The organism is Streptomyces sp. NPDC054975 (assembly GCF_053609105.1).
This window is the reverse complement of the sequence record NZ_JBSGWV010000005.1, coordinates 33754-57348: the sequence shown is the minus strand read 5'-3', so window position 1 is coordinate 57348 and position 23595 is coordinate 33754. Positions and strand designations below refer to the sequence as shown.

General features: G+C 73.4%; 19 protein-coding genes. 10 read left to right on the top strand and 9 right to left on the bottom strand.

Annotated elements, in window-relative coordinates; genetic code table 11:
* Window positions 1-36 precede the first annotated feature (36 nt).
* Complete coding sequence (locus ACWF79_RS08260; RefSeq protein WP_453727243.1) at window positions 37-2226, bottom strand: DEAD/DEAH box helicase; 2190 nt, start codon at window positions 2224-2226, stop codon at window positions 37-39.
* A 489-nt stretch (window positions 2227-2715) separates the two neighbouring features.
* Between ACWF79_RS08260 and ACWF79_RS08255 the strand changes: the two genes are divergently transcribed.
* Window positions 2716-3462, top strand: coding sequence for a ferritin-like fold-containing protein (locus ACWF79_RS08255; protein ID WP_453727242.1), 747 nt, complete (start codon window positions 2716-2718; stop codon window positions 3460-3462).
* Between the two features lie 114 nt (window positions 3463-3576).
* Here ACWF79_RS08255 and ACWF79_RS08250 read toward each other — a convergent pair whose 3' ends face one another.
* The 4 genes from ACWF79_RS08250 to ACWF79_RS08235 all read right to left on the bottom strand — a co-directional run bounded on the left by ACWF79_RS08250 (window position 3577) and on the right by ACWF79_RS08235 (window position 5427).
* On the bottom strand, window positions 3577-3846 hold the full coding sequence (locus tag ACWF79_RS08250) for a hypothetical protein (protein ID WP_453727241.1): 270 nt from the start codon (window positions 3844-3846) through the stop codon (window positions 3577-3579).
* Between the two features lie 199 nt (window positions 3847-4045).
* Complete coding sequence (locus ACWF79_RS08245) at window positions 4046-4273, bottom strand: DUF3107 domain-containing protein (protein ID WP_453727240.1); 228 nt, start codon at window positions 4271-4273, stop codon at window positions 4046-4048.
* 128 nt (window positions 4274-4401) lie between these two features.
* Complete coding sequence (locus ACWF79_RS08240; RefSeq protein WP_453727239.1) at window positions 4402-5061, bottom strand: TetR/AcrR family transcriptional regulator; 660 nt, start codon at window positions 5059-5061, stop codon at window positions 4402-4404.
* Window positions 5062-5208: 147 nt separating this feature from the next.
* Window positions 5209-5427, bottom strand: a complete 219-nt coding sequence (locus ACWF79_RS08235; RefSeq protein ID WP_453727238.1) for a hypothetical protein — start codon at window positions 5425-5427, stop codon at window positions 5209-5211.
* 135 nt (window positions 5428-5562) lie between these two features.
* Between ACWF79_RS08235 and ACWF79_RS08230 the strand changes: the two genes are divergently transcribed.
* From ACWF79_RS08230 to moeZ, 7 genes are all read left to right on the top strand, one after another.
* Window positions 5563-6609: an alpha/beta fold hydrolase gene (locus ACWF79_RS08230; RefSeq protein WP_453727237.1), complete on the top strand. Its 1047-nt coding sequence runs from the start codon at window positions 5563-5565 to the stop codon at window positions 6607-6609.
* Between the two features lie 8 nt (window positions 6610-6617).
* Window positions 6618-7988, top strand: coding sequence for a DUF3152 domain-containing protein (locus tag ACWF79_RS08225; RefSeq protein WP_453727236.1), 1371 nt, complete (start codon window positions 6618-6620; stop codon window positions 7986-7988).
* A 347-nt stretch (window positions 7989-8335) separates the two neighbouring features.
* On the top strand, window positions 8336-9958 hold the full coding sequence (locus tag ACWF79_RS08220; protein ID WP_453727456.1) for a DUF3492 domain-containing protein: 1623 nt from the start codon (window positions 8336-8338) through the stop codon (window positions 9956-9958).
* 13 nt (window positions 9959-9971) lie between these two features.
* The gene (locus tag ACWF79_RS08215; protein ID WP_453727235.1) at window positions 9972-11351 is read left to right on the top strand and encodes a hypothetical protein; all 1380 of its coding nucleotides are present in this window, start codon (window positions 9972-9974) and stop codon (window positions 11349-11351) included.
* Between the two features lie 210 nt (window positions 11352-11561).
* Window positions 11562-12521 (top strand): NAD-dependent epimerase/dehydratase family protein, encoded by a 960-nt coding sequence (locus tag ACWF79_RS08210; RefSeq protein WP_453727234.1) that lies wholly within the window; start codon window positions 11562-11564, stop codon window positions 12519-12521.
* Complete coding sequence (locus ACWF79_RS08205; protein ID WP_453727233.1) at window positions 12509-13273, top strand: spherulation-specific family 4 protein; 765 nt, start codon at window positions 12509-12511, stop codon at window positions 13271-13273. The genes ACWF79_RS08210 and ACWF79_RS08205 overlap by 13 nt, the downstream gene beginning before the upstream one ends.
* A 63-nt stretch (window positions 13274-13336) precedes the next feature.
* Window positions 13337-14515: an adenylyltransferase/sulfurtransferase MoeZ gene (gene moeZ, locus ACWF79_RS08200; protein ID WP_453727232.1), complete on the top strand. Its 1179-nt coding sequence runs from the start codon at window positions 13337-13339 to the stop codon at window positions 14513-14515.
* A 66-nt stretch (window positions 14516-14581) separates the two neighbouring features.
* On the opposite strand, the gene ACWF79_RS08195 is transcribed toward moeZ, so the two are convergent.
* The 4 genes from ACWF79_RS08195 to ACWF79_RS08180 all read right to left on the bottom strand — a co-directional run bounded on the left by ACWF79_RS08195 (window position 14582) and on the right by ACWF79_RS08180 (window position 21110).
* Window positions 14582-16123: an alpha/beta hydrolase gene (locus tag ACWF79_RS08195; protein WP_453727455.1), complete on the bottom strand. Its 1542-nt coding sequence runs from the start codon at window positions 16121-16123 to the stop codon at window positions 14582-14584.
* A 47-nt stretch (window positions 16124-16170) separates the two neighbouring features.
* Window positions 16171-17736, bottom strand: coding sequence for an alpha/beta hydrolase (locus ACWF79_RS08190; RefSeq protein WP_453727231.1), 1566 nt, complete (start codon window positions 17734-17736; stop codon window positions 16171-16173).
* 141 nt (window positions 17737-17877) lie between these two features.
* Entirely contained in the window at window positions 17878-18267 is a 390-nt protein-coding gene (locus tag ACWF79_RS08185; RefSeq protein WP_453727230.1) for a VOC family protein, read from the bottom strand.
* 50 nt (window positions 18268-18317) lie between these two features.
* A complete protein-coding gene (locus tag ACWF79_RS08180; RefSeq protein WP_453727229.1) occupies window positions 18318-21110 on the bottom strand; it encodes a lysylphosphatidylglycerol synthase transmembrane domain-containing protein in 2793 nt (930 codons plus the stop codon).
* A gap of 189 nt (window positions 21111-21299) precedes the next feature.
* On the opposite strand from ACWF79_RS08180, the gene ACWF79_RS08175 reads away from it, so the two are divergent.
* Together ACWF79_RS08175 and ACWF79_RS08170 are read left to right on the top strand one after the other, a co-directional pair.
* Entirely contained in the window at window positions 21300-21656 is a 357-nt protein-coding gene (locus ACWF79_RS08175; protein WP_453727228.1) for an MGMT family protein, read from the top strand.
* A gap of 195 nt (window positions 21657-21851) precedes the next feature.
* A partial coding sequence (locus ACWF79_RS08170) for a UvrD-helicase domain-containing protein (protein ID WP_453727227.1) occupies window positions 21852-23595 on the top strand: 1744 nt, incomplete at its 3' end.

Genomic DNA, 23595 nt, shown 5'->3' with positions numbered 1-23595 from the left:
GGGAGGGACCGGGCCACCGGGAAGGCGCGAGGCGCGTCAGCTCTCGGGTTGTGCTGCCGCCGCCTTCTTGGTCGTGCGACGACGCGGGGCCTTGGGGGCCTCCTCGGCGCCGGTGGCCTCCGCCGGAGCGGCGACCGCCTTCTTCGCCGTACGGCGACGGGGCGCGGTCTTCGGCTCCGAGGCGTCCGGGGCCTCGGCGGCGACGGCCGCCTTCTTGGTCGTGCGGCGGCGGGGAGCCTTGGGGGCCTCCTCGGCGACCGGCTCGACCGACGTCTCGACGGCCGGCGCCTCCGTGGCCTCGGCCGCGACGGCCTTCTTGGCCGTACGGCGACGGGGAGCCTTCTTCGGCTCCTCGACGACCTCGGTGGCCGCGGGGGCCGCCTCGACGGTGTCGACGGCCTCGGCTGTGACGGCCTTCTTCGCCGTACGGCGACGGGGGGCCTTCTTGGGCTCCTCGACGACCGTCTCGGCGACCGGCGCGGCCGGCTCCACGACCGGGGCGACGGGCGTCGCCGCGGCGAGGGCGGCGGCCGCGGTCTCCACGGTCTGGAAGCCCACCGTGTCGGCCTCGGACGTCAGGACGCGCGCACGGCGGCGGCGCGGGGCCTTGGGGGCCTCGACGACGGCCTGCGGGGCACGGGGCGCCCGGTCCACCGGCTTGGCCTGCTTGACCACGGGGGCGGCGGCGACGGCGACCGGAGCGGCGGCGGGGGCCGGAGCCTCCGCGACCGGAGCGGCGACGGCCGTCTCGGCGACCGGGGCGACCGACGCGACCGGGGCGACCGACGCGACCGGCGCGTTCGACGCCGCGCTCGCGCGGGTACGGCGACGGCGGCGCGGCGTGCGCGGCTCCGCCGGGGCGTCCTCCGTCACCGGGGCGCCGGCGGGGGCCGCTGCCGGAGCGACGGCCGTGGCCGTCTCGTCCGACGCCGAGCCACCGCGCGTACGGCGACGCTGGCGCGGGGTCCGCGTGCGGGCCGGGGCCTCCTCGGCCGCCGGGGCGGCCTGCTTGCGCCCACGGCCACCACGGCCGCCGGGCTCGCCCAGGTCCTCCAGCTCCTCCGCGTTCAGACCGGCGCGGGTCCGCTCGGCGCGGGGCAGGACGCCCTTGGTGCCCACCGGGATGTCCAGCTCCTCGTACAGGTGCGGGGAGCTGGAGTACGTCTCGACGGGCTCGTGGAAGTCCAGCCCGAGCGCCTTGTTGATGAGCTGCCAGCGCGGGATGTCGTCCCAGTCGACCAGGGTCACCGCGGTGCCCTTCGCGCCCGCGCGGCCGGTGCGGCCGACGCGGTGGAGGAACGTCTTCTCGTCCTCCGGCGACTGGTAGTTGATGACGTGGGTGACACCCTCGACGTCGATGCCGCGCGCGGCGACGTCGGTGCAGACGAGCACGTCGACCTTGCCGTTGCGGAAGGCGCGCAGCGCCTGCTCGCGAGCGCCCTGGCCGAGGTCGCCGTGGACCGCGCCGGAGGCGAAGCCGCGACGCTGCAGCTGCTCGGCGATGTCGGCCGCCGTGCGCTTCGTACGGCAGAAGATCATCGCGAGCCCGCGGCCGTTGGCCTGCAGGATGCGGGAGACCATCTCCGGCTTGTCCATCGAGTGCGCGCGGAAGACGTGCTGCTTGATGTTGGCGACGGTCACGCCCTCGCCGTCGGGCGAGGTGGCGCGGATGTGCGTCGGCTGCGACATGTAGCGGCGGGCGAGACCGATGACCGCGCCCGGCATGGTGGCCGAGAACAGCATGGTCTGGCGCTTCGCCGGAAGCATGTTCATGATCTTCTCGACGTCGGGCAGGAAGCCGAGGTCGAGCATCTCGTCGGCCTCGTCGAGGACGAGGGCCTTGACGTGGGACAGGTCCAGCTTGCGCTGGCCCGCCAGGTCGAGCAGGCGGCCCGGGGTGCCGACGATGACGTCGACGCCCTTCTTGAGCGCCTCGACCTGGGGCTCGTACGCCCGGCCGCCGTAGATGGCGAGCACGCGGACGTTACGGACCTTGCCGGCGGTCAGCAGGTCGTTGGTGACCTGCTGGCACAGCTCGCGGGTGGGGACGACCACCAGGGCCTGCGGGGCGTCGGTCAGCTGCTCGGGCTTGGCCCGGCCGGCCTCGACGTCCGCGGGGACGGTGACGCGCTCCAGGAGCGGCAGACCGAAACCGAGGGTCTTGCCGGTGCCGGTCTTGGCCTGGCCGATGACGTCGGTGCCGGAGAGGGCGACCGGAAGGGTCATCTCCTGGATGGGAAAGGGGGACACGATGCCGACGGCTTCGAGCGCCTCGGCCGTCTCGGGAAGGATCCCGAGCTCTCGGAAAGTCGTAGTCAGGGTGCTGCCTCTTCTGTGAGACGCGGCGCGAGGCGAACGCTGGGGGGTCGTACCGTACCGATTCGCTTCCGGCCGGATCGACGAATGGATCACAACCGGGTGGCGCGGGACCACTGCCGTCGCTCGAGCGTCGTGCCGCTTGAGGGACCCTTCCGCGGGTGCGCGGGGAGGGCTGTCGGGTCGGAGCCAGTCGGGCCACCGACCGGGCATCCTCATTCATGAGTCGGCCCACCGAGTACGTCCGAACGTGCGAAAGCTTGTCCGCATACTCAGCAGGCGCTTTACCACTGTACCCCGGATTCGCGCATGTGTGTTGGGAGAATTGATGATGAGGGCGCCGTCACAGTGACTGACCAGGGCCTTGAGCGCGCCGGGGAGCGGGCTATTGTGCGCTTCATGGAGACGCCTGACAACGCCACGCCCGCCGAAGAACCCGTCACCGGGATCGCCGCCCAGGACTGGGCCACCGCTTCCGCCGAGCCGCAGTACCGCGCCGCGGTCGTCGACCTGCTCGGCGCGCTGGCCTACGGCGAGCTGGCGGCCTTCGAGCGGCTCGCCGAGGACGCCAAGCTGGCGCCGACCCTCGCGGACAAGGCGGAGCTGGCGAAGATGGCCTCCGCCGAGTTCCACCACTTCGAGCAGCTGCGGGACCGGCTGGCCACCGTGGACGCGGAGCCGACGGCCGCGATGGAGCCCTTCGCCAAGGCGCTGGACGACTTCCACCGCCAGACCGCGCCCTCGGACTGGCTGGAGGGCCTGGTCAAGGCCTACGTCGGCGACTCGATCGCCAGCGACTTCTACCGCGAGGTGGCGGCCCGGCTCGACTCGGACACGCGCCGGCTCGTGCTCTCGGTCCTCGACGACACCGGCCACGGCAACTTCGCGGTGGCGAAGGTGCGGGCCGCGATCGAGGCGGACCCGCGCGTCGGTGGCCGACTCGCGCTCTGGGCGCGCCGTCTGATGGGTGAGGCGCTGTCGCAGGCCCAGCGGGTCGTGGCCGAGCGCGACGCCCTCTCCACGATGCTCGTCGGCGGGGTCGACAGCATGGCCGCCGGTTTCGACCTGGCGGAGGTGGGCCGGATGTTCTCCCGGATCACCGAGGCCCACACCAAGCGGATGGCGGCGCTGGGCCTGGCGGCGTAACACCCGTGACGGCTCCGGCGGGGTCCGGTCCGGCGCGCCTGCGCGCCGGTGCCGCTCCCCGTTCGTCGTCCGGGGCGGGGGGATGGTTCTTGGTGGTTCTGGTGGCGGCGCTGCTCACGCCGCCGCTGATCGGCGCAGGCGTCGCGAGGCCGGGCGGATCAGCAGCGAGAGCAGGACCGCCGCGATCGCCACGGCCCCGAGGAGTGTCGCCAGGGCGTGGCCCGGGCCGAGCGCGCCATGGGTGACCAGGGCGCCGAAGACGGCCCCGAGCGTGCCGGTCGTGAGGACGACCGCGCGTGCGGGGAGGCGGTCGGGCAGCCGGTGCACGGCGGCCCAGGCCAGGGCGAATCCGAGCAGTGCGGAGCCGAGAGCTTCCAGGAACACGGGATCACCTCGCGTGCGGTGCGGGGCGGGCAGTGCGGTCGTAGCCGTCCTACCCGGGCCGACTCGAACGCAATCCTCCCCGCCCGCCTCACCTGCACCTTCACCCCACCCTCACGCGCCTGGGCCGGTGCACGGCCCACCCGGACGGACGAAAGGGCCCGGCGGACGAATCCGCCGGGCCCTTCGCACGTCACGCGCCTCAGAGAGCGCCGAAGCCCACCCGGCGCACCGCCGGCTCGCCGATCTCCACGTACGCGATCTTGTCGGCCGGGATCAGGACCTTGCGGCCCTTCTCGTCCGTGAGGCTGAGCAGCTGCGCCTTGCCGGCCAGCGCTTCGGCCACGGCGCTTTCGACCTCCTCGGCGGACTGCCCGCTCTCCAGAACGATCTCCCGGGGTGCGTGCTGCACGCCGATCTTGACCTCCACGGCTATGTCCCTCCGAACGGTCAGCGTTGCGCGTCTCCCGCGCCGTACGCTGCACACATTAGCCCGGAGAGGGGACCCGCACGGCGTACCGGCGGAACGCCAGGAGCGAACAACTCGCGGGGAAGGTCCTAGTGCGACTCGGTGTTCGGCTGCACGTCCGTCGGGTGCAGCGGGAAGCCCGCGATGCCGCGCCATGCCAGCGACGTCAGCAGCGCCACGGCCTTGTCGCGGGGGATGGCGGACTCGCTGGAGAGCCAGTAGCGCGCCACGACCTGGGAGACGCCGCCCAGCCCCACCGCGAGCAGCATGGACTCGTCCTTCGACAGGCCGGTGTCCTCGGCGATGACGTCGGAGATCGCCTCCGCGCACTGCAGGCTCACCCGGTCGACCCGCTCGCGCACGGCCGGCTCGTTGGTGAGGTCGGACTCGAAGACCAGGCGGAACGCGCCGCCCTCGTCCTCCACGTACGCGAAGTACGCGTCCATGGTGGCCTCGACCCGGAGCTTGTTGTCGCTCGTCGACGCCAGGGCCGTGCGCACGGCCTGGAGCAGCGCCTCGCAGTGCTGGTCGAGCAGGGCCAGGTAGAGCTCCAGCTTGCCCGGGAAGTGCTGGTAGAGGACCGGCTTGCTGACGCCCGCGCGCTCGGCGATGTCGTCCATCGCGGCGGAGTGGTAGCCCTGCGCGACGAACACCTCCTGGGCCGCCCCGAGGAGCTGGTTCCGTCGGGCCCGGCGCGGCAGGCGCGTGCCCCGAGGGCGTGCTGCCTCTGTCTGCTCGATGGCTGTCACGCCGCCTCCCAAAAATCGATCCATGCGCGCTGTGGCGCCGCGCCCGCCATCGTACTTTTGGGTAACCCGGCTGTGCGCGGTGCGGACGCAGAATTTCACGGACCGGACGCCGGGGGCGACAGGCGATTCAACGTTAAACCGAACAAATCAGCGGTAGTCGTCTTCGTCGAGGGCGACCACACGTGCCTGTTCGGAGGAGTCCGCCTCGTTCGCCGAGTCCCGTTCGACATGGGTGTGCGGCTCGTCCTCGCGCTGCTGCAGTTCCGTGCGCTGCTCGGCCGCGTCGGCCTCGGGGACTTCCTCGTCGAGCACGGCTTCCTCTTCTTCCTCGGCGAATGTCTCCGGCTCGGTCGGATCGACAGTCATGCGGTTCCTTCCGGCATGCGGTTCCTCTCCGATGGCCCTTCCCTATGAGCCTAGGAGCACACTCCCCGCGGCGCACCCCATCCTGTGACGCCACACACACGCGCCGCCGCGTGATCGTCTCGTAATATTGCGGCCATGTCGTCGACCGAGCTTCCCGAAACCCGGGCCGCCGCCGCACCGCACACGCCGCGGAGCCGCGCCGTGCGGGTCGCCGACGGCGAGAAGCTGCGCTCCGTGACACTGCCCGGGCTCACGCTCACCGTGCGCGCCCGCCCCGGCAACCGGCCGGGTCTCGCGCCCGCCCTCTACGTCCACGGCCTCGGCGGCTCCTCGCAGAACTGGTCGGCCCTGATGCCGCTGCTCGCCGACGACGTCGACGGCGAGGCCGTCGACCTGCCGGGCTTCGGCGACTCCCCGCCGCCCGACGACGGCAACTACTCCGTCACGGGACACGCCCGGGCGGTCATCCGGTTCCTCGACTCCGCGGGCCGGGGCCCGGTCCACCTGATCGGCAACTCGCTCGGCGGAGCCGTCTCCACCCGGATCGCCGCCGTCCGCCCCGACCTGGTCCGCACCCTCACCCTGATCTCCCCGGCCCTGCCCGAGCTGCGCGTCCAGCGCAGCGCCTGGCCGACCGCGCTGTTCGCCCTGCCGGGCATCGCCCCGCTGTTCGCGAGGATGAGCAGGGACTGGACCCCGGAGCAGCGGGTCCGAAGCGTGCTCGCGCTCTGTTACGGAGACCCCGGACAGGTCACCGACGAGGGCCTGCGACACGCCGTGGAGGAGATGGAACGGCGCCTTGAGCTCCCTTATTTCTGGGACGTCATGGCCCGCTCCTCGCGCGGCATCGTCGATGCCTATACCCTCGGCGGCCAGCACGGTCTGTGGCGGCAGGCGGAACGGGTGCTCGCGCCCACTCTGCTCGTCTACGGAGGGCGTGACCGGCTCGTCTCGTACCGGATGGCGCGCAGGGCGGCCGCCGCGTTCCGCGGCTCGCGCCTGCTGACCCTCCCGGACGCCGGACACGTGGCCATGATGGAGTACCCCGAGACGGTCGCACAGGCCGTCAAGGAACTGATCCGCGCCGGCGAAGCCGGTACGGACGACAGCGGCGAGGACGACGGTCGCGCGGACGACGGCGGCACGGACGACGGCAGTGCAGACGACAGTGGCGGGAGCTGATCCGGGGCGTGGGACGACATAGTCGCAAGGGCCCCGCGCCCGCTCCCCCCGCCGATACGGCGCAGGGACGAGGCCAGGGCCAGGGTCCGGGGCAGGAACAGGGCCAGGGGCGGGAAGCGACCGGGGCGGGGACGGGGCGCCGCCGGCGTGCGCCGGGCGCCCAGGAGACCTACCCGCACGACCCGTACGCCTCCGCCCCCCAGGGGCAGCGCACCGGGTACGCGCAGGGCGCGGGCACCGGCGTGTACAGGCAGGCGCCGAGCGGGTACGGACAGCAGACCGCGCCCGGCGGGAGGCCCGTCTGGGACACGCCGATGCACGGCACCCCCGTCTACACCGCCCCCGCCGAGACGGCCGTACGGGGCGGTCACCCCGAACACCCCGAGGCGTCACCCCGGCCCGAGCGCTACGGCGACGGGCAGGGGCGCCGCCGGAAGGCGCCGCCCGAGACCACCGAGGCGCCCCCGCCCTTCATCCCCGGCCCGCGCCGGGAGAATGACGCCGACGACCGCCCCGAGCCGCTCCCCGAGGAGACGCCCGCCAAGAGCGGCGGCAAGGGGCGTACGTTCACCGGCATCGCGGCCGCCGCCGTCACCACCGTCCTCGCCGTCGTCGTGGCAGGTCAGGTGGCCGACCGGGACTCGGGCGCGGCCGTCGCCCAGGCGGGCGAAGCGCCCACCGACCGCGCCGCCGACAAGGGCGGCACCTCCCGCTCCGACGACCGGCTGACGCCCAATCAGCCCGCGCCGCCCGCGCCCGCCGAGCCCGCCGCGCCGCCCACGTACGAGCAGCTGATGACGGTGCAGTACCCGATCGACCCCAAGCTCACCGGGTCGGGCGAGTTCGAGGCCGTGCCCGGCGCCGACCCGGCACCGGGCAAGGGACGCAAGGTCCGCTACCGCGTCGACGTCGAGAAGGGGCTCGGGCTCGACGGGAAGCTCTTCGCGCAGGCCGTGCAGCAGACCCTCAACGACCGGCGGAGCTGGGCCGGCCGGGGCGCCATGACGTTCGAGCGGATCTCCAGCGGGGAGCCGGAGTTCGTGGTCACGCTCGCCAGCCCGGGCACCACCGGCACGTGGTGTGCGAAGTCCGGCCTGGACACCACCGTCGACAACGTCTCCTGCGACTCCGCGTCGACCTCCCGGGTGATGATCAACGCCTTCCGCTGGGCGCAGGGAGCGGACACCTTCGGGGACAAGGCGATGCTTCCCTACCGTCAGATGCTCATCAACCACGAGGTCGGACACCGGCTCGGGCACGGGCATGTCACCTGCCGCACGCCCGGCGCGCTCGCCCCCGTGATGCAGCAGCAGACCAAGTCGCTGGAGATCGACGGCATCAAGTGCCGCCCCAATCCCTGGGTGCATCCCGGGAATTGAGCCGTCCGGCCTTTTCCGTGAACGGCCACCGGCCGGCCGGATGCTGATCCGCGACGCCTTTCCGCGCCCGAATTCCCTTCCGTAGGGCGGGCGTTCACGCGATCGGCGGGGAATTGCCGCGCTTCCTTTTCGCTGCCCCGCCATGGCCGCAGCCTGACGCTGCGTGTGTATGCCATCCCGTAGCGCGACGAAACGCGGCCGGGGTGTGAAAGTTACGTGTATTCACCCCTTCCGGTGGCGCGACGGACAACCGTCCATCGCACGACCGGTACATCCGCTTACGTTCATCCCGCTGCGAGTCGCCGGACCGAGGTGGCCGCGAGGTGAGCGAGATCGGGGGTGTACTCATGCGGATCGGACTGCTTACGGAGGGTGGTTACCCGTACGCCACGGGTGAGTCCAGGCTCTGGTGCGACCGGCTCGTGCGCGGGCTCGCGCCGCACGAGTTCGACGTGTACGCCCTCAGCCGCAGCGCCCACCAGGAAGAGGCCGGCTGGATCGACCTGCCCCCGCAGGTCACGTCCGTCCGCACGGCGCCGCTCTGGGCCCCCGAGGACGACGGCCGCAGCTATGGGCGGCGCGAACGGCGGCGCTTCGCCGAGCACTTCGGCGCGCTGGTGACCGGGGTCTGCGCCGAGGGCGACACGACCGCCGCGTCCCCCTTCGCCGAGGGGCTCTACGGCCTCGCCGAACTCGCCCGCGAGCGCGGCGGCCTCTACGCCGCCCTGCGCTCCGAACGCGCGGTCCGCACCCTGGAGGCCGCCTGCCGCGCGCCCGGCGCGCGCCGGGGCGTGGCCGCCGCGACCGTCCCCGACTACCTCGACGTCGTCGACCAGCTGGAGCGCGCGCTGCGCCCGCTGTCGCTCGACTGGTACGGCGAGGACGGCCTCGGCGCGGTCGACCTCTGCCACGCCGCCTCCGGCGGATCGGCGGCGCTGCCCGGGCTGTTGGCCAAACGCTTCTTCGGCACGCCGCTGCTGGTCACCGAGTACGGCGTCCAGCTGCGCGCGCACTACCTCGCCACCGGCGAAGCGCCCCGGTCCGCCCCCGCCCGCGCGCTGCTCGCGGCCTTCCAGGGACGGCTCGCGGGCGAGGTCTACCGGCAGGCCGCGCTCCTCACCCCCGGCAACACGCACGCCCGCCGCTGGCAGGAGAAGTGCGGCGCCGACCGCGCCAAACTGCGCACCGTCTACCCCGGCATGGAGTCCGAGCGGTTCACCGAGGTCGGCGAGGACGAGGAGAGCGGCGACCCGGCGACGCTCGTCTGGGTCGGCCGGGTGGAGCCCGCCAAGGACCTCGTCGCGCTCCTCCACGCCTTCGCCGAGGTCCGCAGGGCACAGCCCGACGTACGGCTGCGGATCATCGCCGCGCCGGTGCGCGAGCCGGGCGCGGACGCGTACGTCGCCCACTGCAGGGCGCTCGCGGCGCAGCTCTTCCCCGACGAGGCGCCGGGGGCGCACGCCGTCGGCGAGAACCCGGTCTCCTTCGAGGAGATCGGCGGACCGGAGGCGCCGACACTGGCCGAGGCGTACGCGGCGGGCGCGGTCGTCGTCCTCTCCAGCGTCGTCGAGGGCTTCCCGATCAGCCTGGTCGAGGCGATGTTCTGCGCGCGGGCGACGGTCTCGACGGACGTCGGCGCGGTCGTCGAGGTCATCGGCGGCACCGGACTCGTCGTACCCCCGCGCAATCCGCGGGCGCTCGCGGACGCGTGCCTTGCGCTGTTGCGCGACCCCGAGCGCCGGTACCGGCTGGGCGCGGCGGCCCGGGCGCGCGCGCTCGAACTGTTCACCGTCGAGCAGAACCTCGCCGCCTTCCGCGGCATCTACCTCGAACTTCTCTCCCATTCCCCCGTGCGCCGCCGCGCCGCCGAGTGCGTCCCCTTCGCCCACCCGGCGGAGGCGTACCTCCCCGGTACCTGGGCGGACCAGCCCGTGAGCGCCGCCGCCGGAGCGGGAGACCCCGATGCCTGAAGGAGGCACCCCCATGCGCGGCCCCGCCGCCCCGACGAGCCCCGGACCCTGGGACTCCCACTCGGAGGCCCTTCTGGAGACGACGGCCCTGACGGTGGCCGTGACCGTCTCGGTGACGACGGACGGCCCGCCGCCCCCGTCGGCGCCTACGCCTCCGCCTGTGCCTACGTCTTCGCCTTCGCCTTCGCCTTCGCCTTCGCCTTCGCCCGCGGTGCCGGTGCCCGCCCCGTCGTCGGACCTCGGCCTCGACCTGCGGGCGCCCGCCGACCCGGAGCCGGCGGCGCCGCCCGCTCCGGCCCCCGTCCCCGCCGTCGAGGTCGGCGGTGCCGGTTCCGACGGGGGGCCCATAGTGGGCGGCGGGCGGCGAGGGCCCGCCGACCCCGTCAAGGCGCTCATGCACCGGCACCGGGAGCTCTGCGAGCGGGCCGTCGACCCCCTGGAGATCGCGGCCGGTCTCGAAGCGCACGGGGTCACCGACCGGACCGCCGCGCGGTTCCGGCACCGGGACGTGTTCTCGCTCGCCGAAGAGCTCTACGCGCGCGTGCCCCGCGGAAACGGGGCGCCCCCGCGCCCCGCGCACGAGGCGGAGGCGCGCACCGGGTGGGCCGGGTGGACCCTGGCCGCCCTGGCGCCCGGCGCCGTCGCCGCCCTCGCCGCCACCGGACTCGCCCTCACCGAAGGGCCCGTGCGCCTCGCCGTCGGCGTGGCCGGGGCCCTCGGCCTGGCCGCCGCGCTCGCCGTCGCCGTACGGCGCGGCCCCCTGCGCGCCGCCGGCCGCACCGTCCCCGCCGCCCGCGTCTGGACCCTCTGGCTCCTCGCGTACGCGGTCGGCGGGGACGGCCTCCTCCAGGCGGCGCTCACCGGCGGCCCCGACGGCCCCTGGCCCGTCACTCCCGGCCCGCTCCTCGGCCTCGCGCTCGCCGTCGCCCCCGCCACGTGGTGCGCCCGGCTCTTCGCCGTCCGGGCCCGCCGCAGGCTCGCCGCCAGCCGTGGCCTGGAGGACTTCGCGGCGGGCACCCGCCCCGTCCTCCTCGCCGCCGTCGCGCTCCATCTCGCCGCGCTCGCGGGCCTGCTGAGCCTGACCGGCTTCGCGTCCGGCGCGCTCGCGCTGGGCGCCCTGCTCCTGCTCGCCCGGCTCCTCACCGTCCACGGCTTCCCCGAGACCGCCGCCGGTGGCCTCGCCGCCGCCTGCGCCGGCGAGGCCCTCGCCGTCGCGAGCGTCCTCGCGGCCCGGGTCCCCGGCTGCGACGCCCTCGCCGCCCCCGTCCGCGCCCTGGCCGACACCTGGGGCCCCGGAGCCGTACCCACCTTCGTCTGCGGCGCGGCGGCGCTCGGCCTCCTCGCCCACGCCACCGCCTCCCTTTCCCGGGCCTCGGCCCACGCCAACCCCTAGGGGGTGCCTTGTGGATCATGCCGGGCTCGCGGCCTCCGGCACGCACGCTCCCTGATCCGGCCTGATCCACAAGACACCCCCTGAACCCCGGCGCACCCGCGGAGCCGACGCCGCGGGCACGCCCCCCGCGCAGGACCCATCCCAAGGAGACGAAAGAGACATGACCTCCCTACCCCCAGCAACGGCCGGTCGGCGAGAAGGGGCCGCACGATGAGGGTGCTGCTGCTCGGAGCCAACGGATTCCTCGGACGTTTCGTCGCCGACCGGCTGCTCGCCGACCCGGCCGTGCACCTCACGGCCCTCGGGCGGGGCGACGACGCCGACGTACGGTTCGACCTCGCCGGGGGCAGCCCCGGCGCGCTGACCCGCTTCCTGGACGCCGTCCACCCCGGAGTCGTCGTCAACTGCGCGGGCGCCACCCGTGGCGGTGCCCGCGAGCTGACCCGGCACAACACCGTCGCCGTCGCCACCGTCTGCGAGGCCCTCCGCCGCAGCGGCTGCGGTGCCCGGCTCGTCCAGGTCGGCTGTGCCTCCGAGTACGGCCCCTCCCAGCCCGGCTCCTCCACCGCCGAGGACGCCGTGCCCCGCCCCGGCGGTCCGTACGGCGTGTCCAAGCTCGCCGCGACCGAGCTCGTCCTCGGCTCCGGACTCGACGCCGTCGTGCTCCGGGTCTTCTCACCCGTGGGCCCCGGCACCCCCGCCGGTTCCCCGCTCGGCCGGCTCGCCGAGGCCATGCGCCGCGCGATGCAGGCGGGCGACGGCGAGCTCAAGCTCAGCGGCCTCGGAGTCCAGCGCGACTTCGTCGACGTACGGGACGTCGCCCGCGCCGTCCACGCCGCCTCCCTCTCCGCCGCCCAGGGCGTCGTCAACATCGGCACCGGCCGCGCGGTCAAGCTCCGCGACGCCGCCGCCGTCCTCGCCAGGGTCGCGGGCTACGCCGGGACCCTGCACGAACTCGACGGCCCGCCCCAGCGGCCGATCATCGGCGCCCCGCGCACCGAGACCATCGCCGAGCAGCTGGCCGCGGCCCCCTACCCGTACCCCGACGGCTGCGGCACCTGGCAGCAGGCCGACGTGCGCACCGCCCGCGACCGGCTCGGCTGGCGGCCCCGGATCAACCTCGAGGAATCCCTCGCCGACATCTGGATGGAGGCGGCATGCCGCATCTGACCACGCCCACGGCGACCACCGGCGCCGTCGACGAGCAGGAGATGGGCTTCGGCGTCCCCGGTTACGCCCACCCGCTGCTCGCCCCCGTCGAATGGGCCGAACTGACCCGCCCGGGCATGCCCCTGCACTGGGCCGTGCTCAACGTCGCCGAGGGGCCGGGGGACCGGCCCGACCCGCACTGCCTGGAGGCGGCGGGCCGGCTCAAGAACGCGGGAGTGAAGGTCCTCGGGCACCTCGACCTCGCCCACGGTGCGCGTGACTTCGGCGACATCGTCTCGGACGCCCACCGCTTCCTCGACTGGTACAAGGTCGGCGGCTTCTACCTGGACCGCTGTCCCACCGACCGGGCCGACCTGCCCGAGGTGCGGCGCGTCGCGGCCACCCTGGAGGCGGTGCTCGACGGCGAGGCCCACCTCGTCCTCGGCCATGGCGGCCATCCGTACCCGGGCTATGCCGAGTCGGCCGACCAGCTGGTCACCTTCTGCGGGCCGTGGACCGACTACCGCTGGTCACAGGTGGCCGAGTGGACCGCCGAGTACCCGCCGGAGAAGTTCGTCCACCTGGTCCACGGGGTGCCGCGCAGCCACCTCGACGAGGCGATGCGGATCGCCCGCTGGCAGGGCGCCGGGACGGTCTTCTTCACCGACCAGATCGGCCGGACGGGTCATGACGGGCGTATCGAGGCATTCCGCACGCTGCCCGGCTACTGGGACGAAATCGTCTCGCGCCTTGGACCAGGTGTCTCGGAATGAGAAGGGCCGTGGCAGTGTTACGGGGAGAACAACCGTACTGACATACCGACCAACGGAGCCCCCGTGTCGCTGCCACCCCTGGTCGAGCCGGCTGCCGAGCTCACCGTAGACGAGGTCCGCAGGTACTCCCGCCACCTGATCATCCCGGATGTGGGGATGGACGGGCAGAAGCGGCTGAAGAACGCCAAGGTGCTCTGTGTGGGTGCCGGTGGCCTCGGTTCGCCGGCCCTGATGTACCTGGCCGCGGCCGGTGTGGGCACGCTCGGCATCGTGGAGTTCGACGAGGTCGACGAGTCGAACCTGCAGCGCCAGATCATCCACAGCCAGGCGGACATCGGCCGCTCCAAGGCGGAGTCCGCCAAGGACTCCGTCCTCGGCATCAACCCGTACGTGAACGTGATCCTCCACGAAGAGCGGCTCGAGGCCGAGAACGTGATGGAGATCTTCAGCCAGTACGACCTGATCGTCGACGGCACGGACAACTTCGCCACGCGCTACCTCGTCAACGACGCGTGCGTGCTCCTGAACAAGCCGTACGTCTGGGGCTCGATCTACCGCTTCGACGGCCAGGCCTCGGTCTTCTGGTCCGAGTACGGTCCCTGCTACCGCTGCCTCTACCCGGAGCCCCCGCCGCCGGGCATGGTCCCCTCCTGCGCCGAGGGCGGCGTCCTGGGCGTGCTCTGCGCGTCCATCGGCTCCATCCAGGTCACCGAGGCGATCAAGGTCCTCGCCGGTGTCGGCGACCCGCTGGTCGGTCGGCTGATGATCTACGACGCCCTGGAGATGCAGTACCGCCAGGTCAAGGTTCGCAAGGACCCGAACTGCGCGGTCTGCGGCGAGAACCCGACCGTCACCGAGCTCATCGACTACGAGGCCTTCTGCGGCGTCGTGTCCGAGGAGGCCCAGGAGGCGGCGCTCGGCTCGACGATCACTCCCAAGCAGCTCAAGGAGTGGATCGACGAGGGCGAGAACATCGACATCATCGACGTCCGCGAGATCAACGAGTACGAGATCGTCTCGATCCCCGGCGCGCGACTGATCCCGAAGAACGAGTTCCTGATGGGCACCGCCCTCCAGGACCTGCCGCAGGACAAGCGGATCGTCCTGCACTGCAAGACGGGTGTCCGCAGTGCGGAAGTCCTCGCCGTGCTGAAGTCCGCGGGCTTCGCGGACGCGGTGCACGTCGGCGGCGGCGTGATCGGCTGGGTCAACCAGATCGAGCCCGAGAAGCCGGTCTACTAGACCTGAGTGCGTGTACGTGAAGGGCCCGGACCTGACCTCAGGTCCGGGCCCTTCACGCGTAGGTCGCTACGAGCAGCGCGTGCCGTAGGCCGGGACCTTGCCGTCCAGGAGGTAGCCGTCGATCGTCCGCGTCACGCAGGCCGACGTGCCGTACGCGCCGTGGCCCTCGCCCTCGTTGCTGACCAGGACGCCCACGCCCGCGCCCAGCTCCTTCGCCATCCGCCCGGCCCCCTCGTACGGGGTCGCGGGGTCGCCGGTCGTCCCGACGACCAGGATCGGGCCCGCGCCGGGCGCGCTCGCGTCCAGGTCGGCCCGCTCGCCCTTCACCGGCCACTGGGCGCACCAGCCGGCCGTGTCCCAGGCCAGGAAGGCGCCGAAGACGGGCGACAGCTTCCGGAACTCCGGCAGCAGGGCCTTCGCCTGGGCGGCCGTCGGGCGTTCGCCGGTGTCGGCGCAGGCGATCGCCCGCTGCGAGTGGGACTGGGTGCCGTAGTGGCCCGTCTCGTCGCGGTCGTTGTACATGTCCGCGAGGCGCAGCAGGCCGGAGCCGTCGCCGCTCTGGGCCTTCGCCAGGGCGTCGGTCAGCAGCGGCCAGTTGCTCTCGGAGTAGAGGGTGATCGCGATGCCGGTGAGTGCCAGGCCTTCGGTCAGCTTCCGGTCCCCGACGGCCAGCGGCTCCCGGTCCAGCTTCTCCAGGAGGCGAACGATCCGGGCGTTGCCCCGGGCGGGGGTCTCGCCGGTGCTCCTGAGGTAGTTGTCCAGAGCCCGCTGGAAGCCGATCGTCTGGTTGCGGGCGTGACCCGTGGCGTCGGCCGTCGGGTCGACCACGGCGTCGAGGACGGTCCTGCCGACGCGGGACGGGAAGAGGTGGGCGTAGGCGGCGCCCAGCTCGGTGCCGTAGGAGATGCCGAAGTAGTGCAGCTTCTCGTCGCCGAGGACGTGCCGGATCAGGTCCAGGTCGCGCGCGGTGTTGGCGGTGGTGGTGTGCGGGATGAGCGCGCCGGACCGGCGGGCGCAGCCGGCGCCGAAGTCGGCCCCGTCGGCGACGTACGCGGCCTCCTCGGCCGCCGTGTCGGGCGTGACGTCCGTACGGGCCTCGGCGGCGGCCAGCTCCTTGTCGTCGCGGCAGACGACGCCGGAGCTGCGGGCGACCCCGCGCGGGTCGAAGGAGACCAGGTCGTAACGGCGGCCGAGGCCTGCGTACGCCTGGGCGGCGCGCGGGAGGTGGTCGACGCCCGAGGCGCCCGGGCCGCCGAAGTTGAAGAGCAGGGAGCCGATCCGCGCGTCCTTGTCGCGGGCTTCCTTGCGGATGAGCGCGATGGTCAGGGTCTCGCCGTCGGGCTTCGCGTGGTCGAGGGGGACCTTGACCCCGGCGCAGCGCCAGTCGGCGCCGGGCGGCAGGCCGCCGTCGGGGGCCGCGCAGGGCTTCCACTCGGGGCGCTGACCGGTGAGCGAGGCGGGGAGCGCGGGCGTGCCCGGGGCCTTGGCGTCCGTGGGCGGCGCGGACGTGCGGCCGGCGGACGGGGAGTCGGTGCTCCCGCAGCCGGCGATCAGCAGCCCGGCGGCGGCGAGGGCCGCCACCCGTATCCGTAGGGAGACGACACGTATGGACAAGACAACCCCCGCGATCCGAACCGGAAGCCGCCATCCTAGGGCTACTTGCAGACCGTCCCGGAGGCCGGCACCTTCCCGTCCAGGAAGTAGGCGTTGACGGTGTTCTGCACGCACGGGTTGCCGCCGTTGTACGCGCCGTGGCCCTCGCCCTCGTACGTGATCTCCACGCCGACGCCCTTGCCGAGCGCGTCGACCATCGCGCGCGTGCCCTCGTACGGCGTCGCCGGGTCGCCCGTCGTGCCGAGCACGAGGATGGGGGCGGAGCCGGGCGCGGAGACGTCGGAGTGCTCCCAGGTGCCGGGGACCGGCCACTGCGAGCAGCCCGCCAGCGCCCAGCCCATGTAGTCCCCGAAGACCGCCGAGGTCTTACGGAACTCCGGCAGCCGCTCCTTGGCCTGACCGAGGGTGTAGCGCTCCTTGAAGTCGACACAGTTGATGGCCGTGTTGGCGGCCTGGATGTTGCTGTAACTGCCGTTCTGGTCCCGGCCGTTCATGGAGTCGGAGAGGGTGAGGAGCAGTCCGCCGTCGCCGCCGTCCGCCGCGTCGAGGCCCTGCTCCAGGTACTGCCAGAACTCCTGGGAGTACAGGGACTGCGCGATGCCGTTGACCGCCTGCGTCTGCGTGAGCTTCCGGTCGCCGATGCCGGCGATCGGCTTCTTGTCGAGCGCGGCGAGCAGGTCGAGGATGAAGGACTCGATCTCGGCGACCGTCGAGCCGGGCAGCGTGCACTCGTCGCCGCGCGCCAGGCAGTCCTTCGCGAAGTTGTCCAGGGCGAGCTGGAAGCCCTTGGCCTGGCCGAGGGCGCCCGCCTCGGTGCCGGAGTTGGGGTCGACGACCGCGTCGAAGAGCGCGCGGCCGACGTTCTTGGGGAACATGTGGGCGTACACGCCGCCGAGTTCCGTGCCGTACGAGATGCCGAAGTAGTGGAGCTTGTCGTCGCCGAGGACCTGGCGCATCAGGTCCAGGTCACGGGCGGCGTTCTCGGTGCCGACGTGCGGGAGCATCGCGCCGGACTCGTTCTGGCAGCCGGCGGCGTACTTCTTCTGCGCGTCGGACAGGGTCCGTTCCTCGGCGAGGTCGTCGGGGGAGAAGTCCAGGGCGTAGTAGGCGTCCAGCTCCTCGTCGCTCAGGCAGTTGACGTCCGCGCTGCGGCCGACGCCCCGGGGGTCGAAGGAGACCAGGTCGTAGCGGGCGCGGAGCTTCTCGTAGTCCGCGGCGAAGGACGGCAGGCCGGTGACGCCGGAGCCGCCGGGGCCGCCGAAGTTGTAGATCATGGAGCCGATGCGCCGGGACTGGTCCCGGGCCCGGGCACGGATCAGGGCCAGCTCGATGGTCTCGCCGTCGGGCTTGGCGTAGTCGAGCGGCACGTCCATGAAGGAGCACTCCCACGGGGTGCCGCCGGGAAGCGGCGAGGGCGCCGCGCCGCCGCCCTCGGCGGCCGACGGCGGCGGGCAGGGCGCCCACTCCAGCTCCTGCGCCGCGAGCCCGGCGAGATCCGTGGGCCTGTCCGATGCCTCGTCCTTGTCACCGCCGTCCGAACATCCGGCGGCGAGCAGCACGGTGGTCGCGAGGAAGAGGGCGGCGCGCTGCGCGGCGGAGATCGGCATAGAGCCATGGTCCGCCGGACCCCGTTCCCCCGCGCGGGCGCATGGGCCAGCCGGGGGAGGGGCGGGTGCGGGTCGGCGTCGGGCCGGGCCGGGGGAGGGGTGGGTGCGGGTCTCGGGCCGGGCCGGGGAGGGCGTCGGTGTCTACTCGGCGTGGACGAGCTGGACCAGGTTCCCGCAGGTGTCGTCGAAGACCGCGGTGGTGACCGTGCCCATGGCCAGCGGCTCCTGGGTGAACCGCACGCCGAGCGCGCTCAGCCGTTCGAACTCCGCCTGCACGTCGTCCACGGCGAAGGAGGCGAGCGGGATGCCGTCCTGGAACATCGCGTCCCGGTACGGCTTCACCGCGGGGTGCCCCTGCGAGGGCTCCAGGAGCAGCTCGGTCCCGTCCGGGCTCTCCGGGGAGACCATGGTCAGCCACAGGGCGCCGCCCATCGGGATGTCGTGCTTCAGCCGGAAGCCGAGGACGTCGGTGTAGAAGCTCCGGGCCTTCTTCTGGTCGTCGACGAAGATCGGGGTGAGGTAGATCCTCATGGGTGCTCTCCGGTGGGTCGGGCTGAGTTCGGCCAGGTGGGACTGTTCCCTTACAGTGCTCCCCGTTTCGTCAGCCAGTTGAAGCAGAGCCACCCCGGCAGCACCGGCAGCCAGAGCGTCAGGAGCCGGTACAGGAGCACCGCCGGGGTCGCGACCTCCAGGGGGAGGCCGACCGCCACCAGGCCGAAGGTCAGCGCGCCCTCGACCGCGCCCACGCCGCCCGGGGTCGGGGCCGCCGAGCCGATGGCGTTGCCCGCGAGGAAGACGACGGCCACGCTGGCGTAGCTCAGCCCCTGGCTCTCGTGGCCGAACGCGCGGATCGACGCGTCCAGGCAGAGCACGAACACGCCGGTCAGGAGCAGCATGCCGCCGATGCCCGTGAGCAGCTTCAGCGGCCGCTGGAGGACGTCCAGCATGCGCGGCACGACACCCGCGAAGAGCGAGCGCAGCCGTGTGGAGACGAACTTGCGCATGAACGGGATGGCCGTCACCACGAGGACGAGCACCGCCACCGTCAGCAGACCGGCGATCACCGTCCTCGACGGGGTGAACGACTGCGACTTCTCCGTACCCGTCAGATAGCCGAAGGCGAGCAGGAGCAGGATGTGCGCGCCGAGTCCGAACAGCTGCGACGCGCCCACGCTCGCCACCGCGAGCCCTGGTCGCACCCCCGAGCGCTGGAGGAACCGGGTGTTCAGGGCGACACCGCCGACCGCCGCCGGGGCGACGATCTTCACGAACGACCCCGCGACCTGCGCGATCACCGTGCGCCAGAACCCGACGCGCTCCGGTACGAAGCCCAGCAGGCTCATCGCGGCGGCGACGTAGCTCAGCGCCGAGAACAGCACCGCGGCCGCCACCCAGCGCCAGTCGGCCGAGCTGATCGTCGACAGCGGCGTCCGGGCGATCTGCGAGAGCAGGAAGTACGCGGCGACGGCGCCCGCGATGAGACTGATGAGCGTGCGCGGCTTGATCCGCTCCAGACGGACCGGTTCGACCGGCGCCTGCGGCCGGATGAGCAGGACCTGCCGGCGGATCTGCGCCAGCAGATCCTCCTCGCGGGCGTCGTCGAGCGCCTCGTCGATGGCCCGCTTCTCGGCCTGCTTCTCCGCCTTCTCCAGCTTCCGGTCGGACTTGCGGTCGATCTTGGCGTCGGCCGTGCCGGCCCCCGGTTCGGCCGCGGCGGCCTCCACCCGGGCCCGCTTCGCCGCCTCCGACGCCTCGATGACGGCCTCGCGCTCGCGCTTCGACCGCTCGCGGGCCAGTCTCCTGAGCGTCGCGCGCGTGGAGCGGCTCAGCGCGATCGGCTGGAGGAGGGGGAGACAGTCGGCGATGGCGTCCGGGCCGAGGACCTCCACGGCCCCGGCCACCGCGCGCTCGGCGCCCACCCGCAGACCGAGGGTGGTGAGCAGCTGGGCGATGTCCATCCGCAGGACCAGGTCGCCCGCGGCGATCTCGCCGCCGCGCAGATCCGTCAGGATGACCTTGCCGGAACGATCCACCAGAATGGCGTCCCCCGTGAGCCTCCGGTGCGCGATCCGGCGCGACTGGAGCGCCCGTACCTGACGCCAGGAGCTCCGCACCAGCTCGTCGGTGATCTCCGCGTCGTCCAGCGAGTCCAGGGTCCGGCCGCCCAGGTGCTCGTAGACGAGCATCACGGCGTCCGGACCGAGCTCGGACGTGGCGATCAGCTTGGGCGCGTTCGCTCCGGCGGCGATCGCCGCGTACGCGAGCAGCGCCTCCTGCTCCAGGGCCTGGCGCAGCGAGACGATCGAGCGGCGGGTGGTGATCGCCCGCAGGGTCAGCCGGCGCCACGCGCGGTAGAAGAAGCCGTGGGCCTGCTGCTCGCGGTCCACGACCGTGACGTCGAGCGGAGGCCCCTCCTCCAGCGTGACGATGTACCGGCGGCCCCGGTCCCCGCTGTCGGCGGAGTCCGGCACGCCGGCGCCCTCGGCGCGCAGCGCCGTGACCGGCTTGAAGCCGACCCGGCGCAGACCGGCGAGGAGGGTCTGCCCGGTGGGGCGGACGTTGGGGGAGCCGACGGCGTACAGCGTTCCGTACGCGACGGTCCAGCCGATCAGCACGGTCAGGATGACCGAGAACGCGGTGGTGTACCCGGCGACCAGCATCGTGAACGCGTCGAGCAGCAGCACGGCCCACAGGCTCACCCGCCAGCGCGGTCGGCGGGCCATGCCGACGGCCGTCATGTACGCGATGACGGGCGCGAGGTAGTTGTGCACCGGGTCGGTGAGGCCGCCCCCGGTCGCGGCCTGGGTCAGCGCGTCCTGGATCGTGCCGGGCGCGGCCTTGGCGACCCAGAGGTCGGTGGCGAGGGTGACGCCGTGCGCGAGGACGGCGGCGAGGACGCCGTCGGCGATCCGCAGGCCGTCGCGTTTGATCAGCCGCTCGATGGCGAAGGCGACGGGGACGAGGAGGACGGCGATGCTGGAGACGAGTCCGGCGATCTTGACGAAGACGTCGGGGGCGCCGCCCGCGCCCTTGTTGATGTCCTCCTCCAGGCCGGAGGTGGTGCCGTGGGCGAACGCGGCGATGGCGATGACCAGGGCGATGGCGAGGACGCCGATGAGCAGCCGCATCAGGTCGGAGGGGCGGTGCACGCGGGCGGCGAGCAGTGGTTCGTCCTGCGACACGCGCTCGCTGGGCTCGCCCTCGGGGGCGGATTCCGGGACGAGCTCGGGGGAGGGGCCGTGGACGTGTCCGAGTCCGAAGCCGTGCCCGAGTCCGTGACCGAGGCCGTGCGTCCGTGCGCCGGGGGCGGGCGTACCGGGGGCGGGCGTGCCGGGGCGCGCCTCCTCCTCAGGAGGCTGAGCGTCGTGCCCCATCACCATGTCCGTCTCTGCCTGTGTCGTACGTACCGCGTGTACCGACTGTTTGTCGCCTTGTTCGAATTGTTGTTCTTCTTGTTCGTCTTGTCGCTCTTGATCTCGTATCACCAGTCACCGCCCGCACGATGGTGGCATGAAGCGGGGCCCGACGGAGGCAACAGGGCGCTGTCGGTGGGGTGAGGCAGGATGGGGCGGATGAGCGTGGAGGAGCTTCCGGAGTACGCGGAACGGGTCCTGGAGGTCGCGGAGCTGATCCCGCCCGGACGCGTGATGACGTACGGAGACGTGGCCGAATGGCTCGGCGAGGGCGGTCCGCGCCAGGTCGGGCGGGTGATGGCCCTCTACGGCGGGGCGGTGCCGTGGTGGCGCGTGGTGCGCGCGGACGGCGCGCTCCTGCCGGGCCACGAGCTCCGGGCCCTCGGCCACTACCGCGACGAGGGCACCCCGCTGCGCGCGGCCGGGCGGGCGGCCTCGGCCGACGGGCACATGCCGAAGCTCGACATGCGGCGGGCGCGGTGGGACGGCGGGGAGGGCGACGGGTAGGGCGCGAGGGCGGGGCGTCCGGGGCGTGCGGGAACTCACACGGGACAGCTTTGCCCATGGCGCGTAGGGCCGGGCGCCCCAAGGACGGCAGCGAGGCCCGTACGGAGTACGGCATGGGCGCCCCCCGCATCCCGTAACGTCATCGTTCACCCCTGTACACCTCTCCACCACTGCGCTCAGGACCGGTCGATCCACGTGAGTTCCTCCTCCACCACCCGGCGTACGCCGTACCAGGGGCGGACCACGGGCGCGTACCGACTGGTGCGTACCGCCCTGGAGCGGGTGGATCCCCCTGTCCTTGACGCAACGCAGCGGGAAGTGGTTGACCACGCGGGCGGACCTCTGCTCGTCCTGGCCGGACCGGGCACCGGAAAGACGACGACGCTGGTGGAGGCGGTCGCCGCCCGGATCGACAAGGGCGCGGATCCGGAGCGGCTCCTCGTCCTCACCTTCAGCCGCAAGGCGGCGGTCGAACTGCGCGACCGGATGGCGGCGCGGCTGGGCGGGAGACGGCCGCCGCAGGCGACCACCTTCCACTCGTACTGTTACGCCCTGATCCGCGCGCACCAGGACGCGGAGCTGTTCGCGGAGCCGCTGCGGCTGCTGTCGGGACCGGAGCAGGACCTCGCCGTACGTGAACTCCTCGCCGGCCAGATCGATCTGGAGAGGGCGGGTCTCGCGTCCGCGATCCGGTGGCCCGACGAACTGCGGGCCTGCCTGACGACCCGGGGCTTCGCCGACGAGGTACGGGCGGTCCTCGCGCGCTCCCGCGAGCTGGGGCTCGGGCCGCGGGCGCTCGCGGAGTTCGCCCAGCGGGTGGGACGGCCCGACTGGAAGGCGGCGGCCGGATTCCTGGCGGAGTACCTGGACGTCCTGGACCTCCAGGGGGTCCTCGACTACACGGAGCTGGTGCACCGGGCGGTCCTGCTGGCGGAGCGGGTCACGCTGCCGGACTACGACGCGGTCTTCGTGGACGAGTACCAGGACACGGACCCGGCGCAGGTGCGGCTGCTGCGCGCGCTGGCGGGGGGCGGCAGGACGGTGGTCGCCTTCGGTGACCCGGACCAGTCGATCTACGCCTTCCGGGGCGCGGACGTGAACGGCATCCTCGACTTCCCCGACACCTTCGCGGGCCCCGACGGGCGCCCGGCGCAGGTCCGGGTCCTCACGCGTTCCCGGCGCTCGGGCGCGCGGCTGCTCACCGCGACCCGGGAGCTCACCCGGCGTATGCCGATGCCCCGGCTGCCCGCCGACAAGGTCCGCGCGCACCGCGACCTCGCGGCGGTCCGCGACGGCGGCCGGCTGGAGGTCTTCACGTACCCGACGGCGTCCACGGAGTCCGAGAACATCGCCGACCTTCTGCGCCGCGCCCACCTGGAGGACGGCGTCCCCTGGCACGACATGGCGGTCCTGGTGCGGGCGACCGCCACCGTCCCGGCCCTGCGCCGCGCCCTCACCTCCGCCGGCGTCCCCCTGGAGACGGACACCGCCGACACGCCCCTACGTCACGAGCCCGCCGTCGCCCCCCTCCTCCTGGCCCTGCGCGCGGCGGCCACCCCACCGGGGCCCGCCGGTGACGGGGCTCCCCACGACATGCCGGTCGGGGACACGGCCGCTTCCGACGACGTGCCGACCGGCGAAGCGGCCGCCCCCGAGGACACGGCGCCCGGAGACGCCGGCGCCGCGCCTCCCGTCGACGCCCCCGCCCTCGACGCGCCCCTCGTCGACGGACCCGCCTCCGCCGCGCCTCCCGTCGATGCTGCCGCTCCCGACGCGCCCCTCGTCGACGGACCCGCCTCCGACGCGCCTCCCGTCGACGCCCCCGCCCTCGACGCGCCTCTTGTCGACGGACCCGCCTCCGACGCGCCTCCCGTCGACGCCCCCGCCCTCGACGCGCCTCTTGTCGACGGACCCGCCTCCGACGCGCCTCCCGTCGACG

What these genes read in the sequence shown, in the direction of transcription:
- ACWF79_RS08175 (WP_453727228.1), top strand. Translation starts at nt 21,300, where the DNA reads ATGGGGCGGATGAGCGTGGAGGAGCTTCCGGAGTACGCGGAACGGGTC.
- ACWF79_RS08230 (WP_453727237.1), top strand. Translation starts at nt 5,563, where the DNA reads ATGTCGTCGACCGAGCTTCCCGAAACCCGGGCCGCCGCCGCACCGCAC.
- ACWF79_RS08185 (WP_453727230.1), bottom strand. Translation starts at nt 18,267, where the DNA reads ATGAGGATCTACCTCACCCCGATCTTCGTCGACGACCAGAAGAAGGCC.
- ACWF79_RS08255 (WP_453727242.1), top strand. Translation starts at nt 2,716, where the DNA reads ATGGAGACGCCTGACAACGCCACGCCCGCCGAAGAACCCGTCACCGGG.
- ACWF79_RS08190 (WP_453727231.1), bottom strand. Translation starts at nt 17,736, where the DNA reads ATGCCGATCTCCGCCGCGCAGCGCGCCGCCCTCTTCCTCGCGACCACC.
- ACWF79_RS08205 (WP_453727233.1), top strand. Translation starts at nt 12,509, where the DNA reads ATGCCGCATCTGACCACGCCCACGGCGACCACCGGCGCCGTCGACGAG.
- ACWF79_RS08235 (WP_453727238.1), bottom strand. Translation starts at nt 5,427, where the DNA reads ATGACTGTCGATCCGACCGAGCCGGAGACATTCGCCGAGGAAGAAGAG.
- ACWF79_RS08215 (WP_453727235.1), top strand. Translation starts at nt 9,972, where the DNA reads ATGCGCGGCCCCGCCGCCCCGACGAGCCCCGGACCCTGGGACTCCCAC.
- ACWF79_RS08210 (WP_453727234.1), top strand. Translation starts at nt 11,562, where the DNA reads ATGAGGGTGCTGCTGCTCGGAGCCAACGGATTCCTCGGACGTTTCGTC.
- ACWF79_RS08180 (WP_453727229.1), bottom strand. Translation starts at nt 21,110, where the DNA reads ATGGGGCACGACGCTCAGCCTCCTGAGGAGGAGGCGCGCCCCGGCACG.
- ACWF79_RS08260 (WP_453727243.1), bottom strand. Translation starts at nt 2,226, where the DNA reads ATGACCCTTCCGGTCGCCCTCTCCGGCACCGACGTCATCGGCCAGGCC.
- ACWF79_RS08220 (WP_453727456.1), top strand. Translation starts at nt 8,336, where the DNA reads ATGCGGATCGGACTGCTTACGGAGGGTGGTTACCCGTACGCCACGGGT.